This is a genomic window from Clostridium sp. DSM 8431, from assembly GCF_900116755.1.
Lineage (GTDB): Bacteria > Bacillota > Clostridia > Clostridiales > Clostridiaceae > Clostridium.
In genome coordinates this window covers 1-6,851 of the sequence record NZ_FPBY01000174.1, presented here as the reverse complement: position 1 = coordinate 6,851, position 6,851 = coordinate 1, and the positions used below count along the sequence as shown (strand labels likewise).

6 protein-coding genes are annotated in these 6,851 nt (G+C 31.9%); all 6 read left to right on the top strand.

The genetic code is table 11. The features are described from left to right. The first annotated feature begins 296 nt into the window (after positions 1-296). The gene (hemW, locus tag BM384_RS14200; protein ID WP_090014546.1) at positions 297-1,421 is read left to right on the top strand and encodes a radical SAM family heme chaperone HemW; all 1,125 of its coding nucleotides are present in this window, start codon (positions 297-299) and stop codon (positions 1,419-1,421) included. A gap of 170 nt (positions 1,422-1,591) precedes the next feature. After that, positions 1,592-2,620, top strand: coding sequence for a heat-inducible transcriptional repressor HrcA (hrcA, locus tag BM384_RS14195; protein WP_090014545.1), 1,029 nt, complete (start codon positions 1,592-1,594; stop codon positions 2,618-2,620). Positions 2,621-2,656: 36 nt separating this feature from the next. Next, positions 2,657-3,283, top strand: coding sequence for a nucleotide exchange factor GrpE (gene grpE, locus BM384_RS14190; RefSeq protein ID WP_090014544.1), 627 nt, complete (start codon positions 2,657-2,659; stop codon positions 3,281-3,283). 100 nt (positions 3,284-3,383) lie between these two features. Beyond that, the gene (gene dnaK, locus BM384_RS14185) at positions 3,384-5,228 is read left to right on the top strand and encodes a molecular chaperone DnaK (RefSeq protein ID WP_090014543.1); all 1,845 of its coding nucleotides are present in this window, start codon (positions 3,384-3,386) and stop codon (positions 5,226-5,228) included. A 118-nt stretch (positions 5,229-5,346) separates the two neighbouring features. Further along, complete coding sequence (gene dnaJ, locus BM384_RS14180) at positions 5,347-6,471, top strand: molecular chaperone DnaJ (RefSeq protein ID WP_090014542.1); 1,125 nt, start codon at positions 5,347-5,349, stop codon at positions 6,469-6,471. A 93-nt stretch (positions 6,472-6,564) separates the two neighbouring features. Beyond that, the coding region (locus BM384_RS14175) for a transposase (protein ID WP_175537400.1) at positions 6,565-6,851 on the top strand (287 nt) is incomplete at its 3' end.

The window sequence follows — 6,851 nt, the reverse complement described above, 5'->3', positions numbered from 1 at the left end:
AAAATATCCATGACGAGATGGAGAAATTCACTAAGTCCACTTGTGTGTATGGCACTTCCGAACAAATGGTTTGATGAAATCAAACTATTTGACATGTCTAAGGTAGAAACAGCAGTTTTGCATTATTATAAAGAATAATGGAGATTTATCAAGAGCCGTGTGCGAGGCCCGCATGCACGGTTCTGTGAGAGGAAAGACCTCAGAAAAAAATATTTCTGAGGTTCACCTACTCGATAAACTATAGCAAAAATAAAATGGTGAGAACATTAAATCATTATGTAAGGAGCAGATAATTTATGAAAGAGATAGCGTTATATATACATATACCTTTTTGCAAGCAAAAATGTTTTTATTGTGATTTTCCATCCTATGCATGCAAAGAAAATTTAATGGATGATTATATAAAAGCATTGGTTAAGGAAATAGATATAAAGTGTAAAAATTACTTAATAAAAAGTTTATTTATAGGAGGAGGTACCCCTTCTCATTTAGATTATAAGAACCTTAAAGTATTAATGTCTGCTATTAAAAAATTGAACTTTAAAGAAGATGCAGAAAAAACAATGGAGTGTAATCCGGGTACTGTTGATGAAGAAAAGCTTAAGATTATTAAATATGGTAGCATTAATAGATTAAGTTTTGGTCTTCAGACAACTGATGATGCATTATTAAAAAGTATAGGAAGAATACATACTTTTGAAATATTTAAAGAAAATTATTATTTAGCAAGAAAAATTGGTTTTGATAACATAAATATTGATGTGATGTTTGGCCTTCCAGATCAAAGTGTAGAAGGATGGATTAGAAGTCTTGAGGAAGTTATTAAGCTAAATCCAGAACATATTTCAAGTTATAGTTTAATAATTGAAGAAGGAACAGCTTTTTATAAGTTAGAAAGTATGGATAAATTAAATCTTCCTTCTGAAGATGAAGAAAGAGATATGTATAGAGGAGGAAAAAAATTTTTAGAAGCTAAGGGATATCATCAATATGAAATTTCAAACTTTGCAAAAGAAAATAGAGAGTGTAGGCACAATGAGGTTTATTGGAAGTGCGAAGAATATCTTGGAGTTGGAGCAGCCTCAAGTTCATTTGTAGATGAAAAGAGATTTAGCAATATAAAAGATATAAAAGAATATATAAACAGAATTAATAATAATGAAAGTGTAATTGAATATGATTATGTTAATACAAAGAAGGATGACATAGAGGAATTTATGTTTATGGGACTTAGAATGAACCTTGGAATTTCTGAAAAAGAATTTGAAAGGAGATTTGGGGAAACAGTTGATGATATATACAAAGATGTAATTAATAAAAATGTAAAGTTAGGTTTATTAATAAGAAATGGTGGAAGAATATATTTGAGTGACAAAGGCTTTGAGGTATCTAATATTGTTATGAGTGATATGATTTTATAAAACTTAGAAAAACTTAGTAAAGATAAGAAAAAAGCAATTAATCTTGAAAAAACAATAAAAAATACTGAATATGAACTAATTTGAAATTGACAAAAAAAAAGAGAAAGAATATATTAATTACATAGTCATTAGCACTCGGGTGCAGTGAGTGCTAACAAAGAGGTGAGGGTATGGCTATTGATAAAAGAAAAATTCAAATTCTTGAAGCAATAATTAATGATTATATAAGTACTGGTGAACCAGTAGGTTCAAGAACAATAGCAAAGAAGTATGATTTGGGTGTGGGTTCAGCTACAATTAGAAATGAAATGTCTGATTTAGAAGACATGGGATATTTGGAACAGCCACATGCATCATCAGGGAGAGTCCCATCAAGTAAAGGCTATAGATTATATGTAGACAGTCTTATGAAGGAAGCAAGGCTTTCTGAAGAAGAGGAACTGCAGATTAAAAAATATATAATTGACAGTGCTATGCTTGAAGTGGATAAGATAGTAAAACAGGCTAGTGCTTTATTATCTGAACTAACTAATTTAACTTGCTTAGTACAGACACCGTCAGTTATTAAAAGTTATATAAAGTCAGTTCAGTTATTAAAAGTTGATGAAAGTAATTTGATATCAGTAATAGTAACAGATAGTGGAGTTATTAAAAATCATAGAATAAAGGTTAATAAGATGCCTTCTATGGAAGAACTTCATAAAATCAATGAGGTTATCAATAAGAGACTTGTTAATTTAACTATTCAAGATATTAACCTTGAAGTTATTAATAATCTTAAAGGTGATCTTATGGGATATGATGATTTATTTAATGCAATAGTTCCTGTATTATATGAAACGTTAAAAGAAGATGATAATTCTGAAATATTCATGGAAGGAACAACTAACATATTTAATTATCCAGAATATAACGATATCGATAATGCCAAACAGATATTAAATCTTTTATACAATAAAGATTATGTTGTTGAGTTATTAGCCCCTAAAGGTGGATTAAGTATAAAAATTGGTGATGAAAATTTCATACCAGAAGCTAAAGATTGTAGTGTTATTTCAGCACAGTATTCACTAGGTGATAGACCTATAGGAACCATTGGTCTTATAGGGCCAAGAAGAATTGATTACTCAAGAGTAACAGCTATAATGGCACAGGTTATGAAAGAATTAAATGATACTTTAAAAAATCACGGTTTATAGAGGTTAAACATTAATAGAGCGAGGTGTTTAGGTAAAATGGAAGAAAATAAGAATTTAGATCAGGATTTAAATGTTAATGAGCAAAATCCAGATTTAGATAATAAAGAAAATTTAGAAGAAGTTGAAGAAAACATTGAAGTGAATGCTGATGAAGTAAAATCTGAAGATACAGCAGAAGATAATGTAGAAACTAAAGAGGATGAATTAGATATGCTTAGAAAGTCAAAGGATGAAGTTAAGAAGTTAACTAATGAAGTTGAAGCATTAAAAGACAGATTATTAAGACAAACTGCTGAATATGATAACTTCAGAAAAAGAACAGCTAAAGAAAAAGAAGGAATTTATACAGATGCATGTGCAGATGTAATAAAAGAACTTCTTCCAGTTGCAGATAATTTAGAAAGAGCTCTAATAGCAGATGGAAGCGTTGAAGATCTTAAAAAAGGTATTGAAATGACAATAAAAGGTCTTGAATCAGCTTTTGTAAAACTTGGTATAGAGGAAATAGATGCATCAGGTGAATTTGATCCTAATATGCATCAAGCAGTAATGCATATAGAAGATGAAAACTTTGATAAGAATTCTGTTGCTGAAGTCTTCATGAAAGGTTATAAAAGAGGAGACAAAGTAATAAGACATTCAGTAGTTAAAGTAGCAAATTAATTTAATAATTAATTTATATATAGATTTAAAAATTAGAATAAAAAAAGAATTGTTTAGAATTTAGGATAGAGGAAACTCTATTTTTAAGGAGGAATAAATTATGGGAAAAATTATAGGAATTGACTTAGGTACTACAAATTCATGTGTAGCAGTTATGGAAGGTGGAGAACCAGTAGTTATCACTAACTCAGAAGGTGCAAGAACTACTCCTTCAGTAGTGTCATTCCAAGCAGATGGATCAAGATTAGTTGGTCAAGTTGCTAAAAGACAAGCAATTACTAATCCAGATAAAACAATAATCTCAATAAAGAGAGAAATGGGAACTAATCACAAGACTGTTATAGATGGTAAAGAATATTCACCACAAGAAATATCAGCTATGATTCTTCAAAAGATTAAGGCTGATGCTGAAAGCTATTTAGGTGAACCAGTAAGTCAAGCAGTTATTACAGTTCCAGCTTACTTCAATGATGCTGAAAGACAAGCAACAAAAGATGCTGGTAAGATAGCAGGGCTTGAAGTATTAAGAATAATAAACGAACCAACAGCTGCATCACTTGCATATGGTCTAGATAAGACTGATCAAAATGAAAAAATCTTAGTTTACGATCTAGGTGGTGGTACTTTCGATGTATCTATACTAGAACTTGGTGATGGTGTATTTGAAGTATTATCTACAAATGGTGATACAAAGCTTGGTGGAGATGACTTTGATAATAAGATCATGGACTACATTGCAGATACATTTAAAGCAGAAAATGGTGTTGATTTAAGAAATGATAAGATGGCACTTCAAAGATTAAAAGAAGCAGCTGAAAAAGCTAAGATAGAATTATCATCTTCAACTCAAACAAACATTAACTTACCATTCATCACTGCTGATGCAACAGGTCCAAAACATATAGATATGAACCTTACAAGAGCTAAATTCAATGAATTAACTCATGATTTAGTTCAAAGAACAGTAGAACCAATGAAGAAAGCTTTAGCTGATGCAGGTCTTTCAGTTGGTCAAATAGATAAGGTAATATTAGTTGGTGGTTCAACAAGAATACCAGCAGTTCAAGAAGAAGTTAAGAACTTTACAGGAAAAGAACCTTCAAAGGGAGTTAACCCAGATGAATGTGTTGCTATCGGTGCGGCTATTCAAGCAGGTGTATTAACTGGTGAAGTTAAGGATGTATTATTACTAGATGTTACACCTTTAACATTAGGAATTGAAACTTTAGGTGGAGTTGCTACTCCTTTAATAGAAAGAAATACAACTATACCAACTAAGAAGAGCCAAATCTTCTCAACTGCAGCAGATGGTCAAACATCAGTACAAATTCACGTTGTACAAGGTGAAAGACAAATGGCAGCTGATAACAAGACTTTAGGAGACTTTACATTATCAGGAATAGCTCCAGCTCCAAGAGGAATCCCTCAAATCGAAGTAACATTTGATATAGATGCTAACGGTATAGTTAAGGTTTCTGCTATGGATAAGGGAACTGGTAAAGAAGCTAATATCACAATTACAGCTTCAACTAACCTTTCAGATGACGAAGTAGAAAAGGCTGTAAAAGAAGCAGAAAAATTTGCTGAAGAAGATAAGAAGAGAAAAGAAAAGATAGAAGTTCACAACAATGCTGATCAAGTTGTATATCAAACTGAGAAGACATTAGGAGAACTTGGTGACAAAGTAAGTGCTGAAGATAAGGCTAAGATAGAAGCTAAAATAGAAGAAGTTAAGAAGATTAAAGATGGTGATGATGTAGAAGCTATCAAGAAAGCAATGGACGAATTAACTCAAGAATTCTATGCAGTATCTTCTAAGATATATCAAGCAGCAGGTGGAGCAGAAGGAGCTCAAGGATTTGACCCAAATAACATGGGTGGAGCAGAAGCACCACATGATGACAATGTAGTAGACGCTGACTTCAAAGTAGATGAAGATAAATAATTAAAAATATATTCAAAGAAAAAGAGTATATAAGAGCAAGAGGGAAGGCACAGGAGGAATCGTCTTCCCTTTTGTTAAGTAGTTAAATATTATAATATGCAAAATGGAGGAATAATAGATGGCAAGTAAAGACTATTATGAATCACTAGGATTAAAAAAGGGTGCTAGTGACGAAGAAATAAAAAGAGCCTTTAGAAAGTTAGCTATAAAGTATCATCCAGATAAGAATCAAGGAAATAAAGAAGCTGAAGAAAAGTTTAAGGAAATAAATGAAGCTTATCAAGTTCTTTCAGATCCTGAGAAAAAAGCTCGTTATGATCAGTTTGGAAGTGCTGATTTTAATACAGGAGCAGGTGCCGGTGGATTTGGTGGCTTTGATTTTTCTGATATGGGTGGTTTTGGAGATATATTTGATTCATTCTTTGGTGGCGGAGGAAGTTCCCAAAGAAGAAATGGTCCTAAGAGAGGAAATGATTTAGAATATACTCTAAACTTAACTTTTGAAGAAGCTGTTTTTGGTGCTAAAAAAGAAATATCTGTAACAAAAAATGAAATTTGTGAAACATGTCATGGAGATGGTGCAGAACCAGGTTCAGAAGTAAAGACATGTCCACATTGTGGAGGTTCAGGTCAAGTAAGAGTTCAAAGACAAACTCCACTTGGAAACTTTGTAAGTACTTCAACATGTGATGAGTGTCATGGAACAGGTAAGATTATAGAAAAGCCATGTCATACATGTAAGGGTAAAGGTAGAGTTAGAAAGAACAGAAAGATTACTGTTAATGTTCCAGCAGGAGTTGATACAGGTAATGTAATGCCTTTAAGAGGACAGGGAGAACATGGCGAAAGAGGAGGCTCTCCAGGAGACTTATATGTTAAGATTAGGGTAGCTCCTTCTAAGCAGTTTGATAGAAAAGGAAATGATATATACGTAGATACTCATATTTCAATGGCAAGTGCAGCTCTTGGTATAGAAATAAAAGTGCCTACAGTTGATGGTGATGTTACTTATACAGTACCAGCAGGAACTCAATCAGGAACATTATTTAGATTAAAAGGAAAAGGTGTTCCTAGAGTTAATTCAAGCGGTAGAGGAGATCAATATGTAAAAGTAATAGTTGATATTCCAAAGAAGCTTAATGAAAAGCAAAAAGAAGCTTTAAAGATGTTTATGGAAGCTTCAGGAGAAACAAATCCTAATTTAAAAGAAGAGAAACACAAGAAAGGTTTCTTTAGAAAATAATGTAGTAAAAGATATATCTGAATTTCAAAATGATATGATACCTCTAAAGTAGACATGGTAAATAACCAAACTCTACTTTGGAGGTATTTTTTTATGGGAAGAAAATTTAAATATTCAGTTGAAGATAAAATACAAGCGGTTAAGGATTATCTTTCAGGACGGAAGACTACCAAACAAATATGTTCCGAACTAGGAATAAGATACAACAGTAATCATGGAAATATAATCCGTGTTTGGGCTAAAAAATATAAACTACTTGGGGAATCTAGTTTGCATGATAAGACTCATAATAAATCATATTCTTCTAACTTAAAAACAGAAGCAGTAGAAGCTTATATTAGCGGTGAAGGTAGCAAGGAAGAAATTTGTTTTAAATATGG

Excerpts from the sequence above, each read along its gene's own strand:
- dnaK (WP_090014543.1), top strand. The coding sequence starts at position 3,384 with ATGGGAAAAATTATAGGAATTGACTTAGGTACTACAAATTCATGTGTA.
- hrcA (WP_090014545.1), top strand. The coding sequence starts at position 1,592 with ATGGCTATTGATAAAAGAAAAATTCAAATTCTTGAAGCAATAATTAAT.
- dnaJ (WP_090014542.1), top strand. The coding sequence starts at position 5,347 with ATGGCAAGTAAAGACTATTATGAATCACTAGGATTAAAAAAGGGTGCT.
- grpE (WP_090014544.1), top strand. The coding sequence starts at position 2,657 with ATGGAAGAAAATAAGAATTTAGATCAGGATTTAAATGTTAATGAGCAA.
- hemW (WP_090014546.1), top strand. The coding sequence starts at position 297 with ATGAAAGAGATAGCGTTATATATACATATACCTTTTTGCAAGCAAAAA.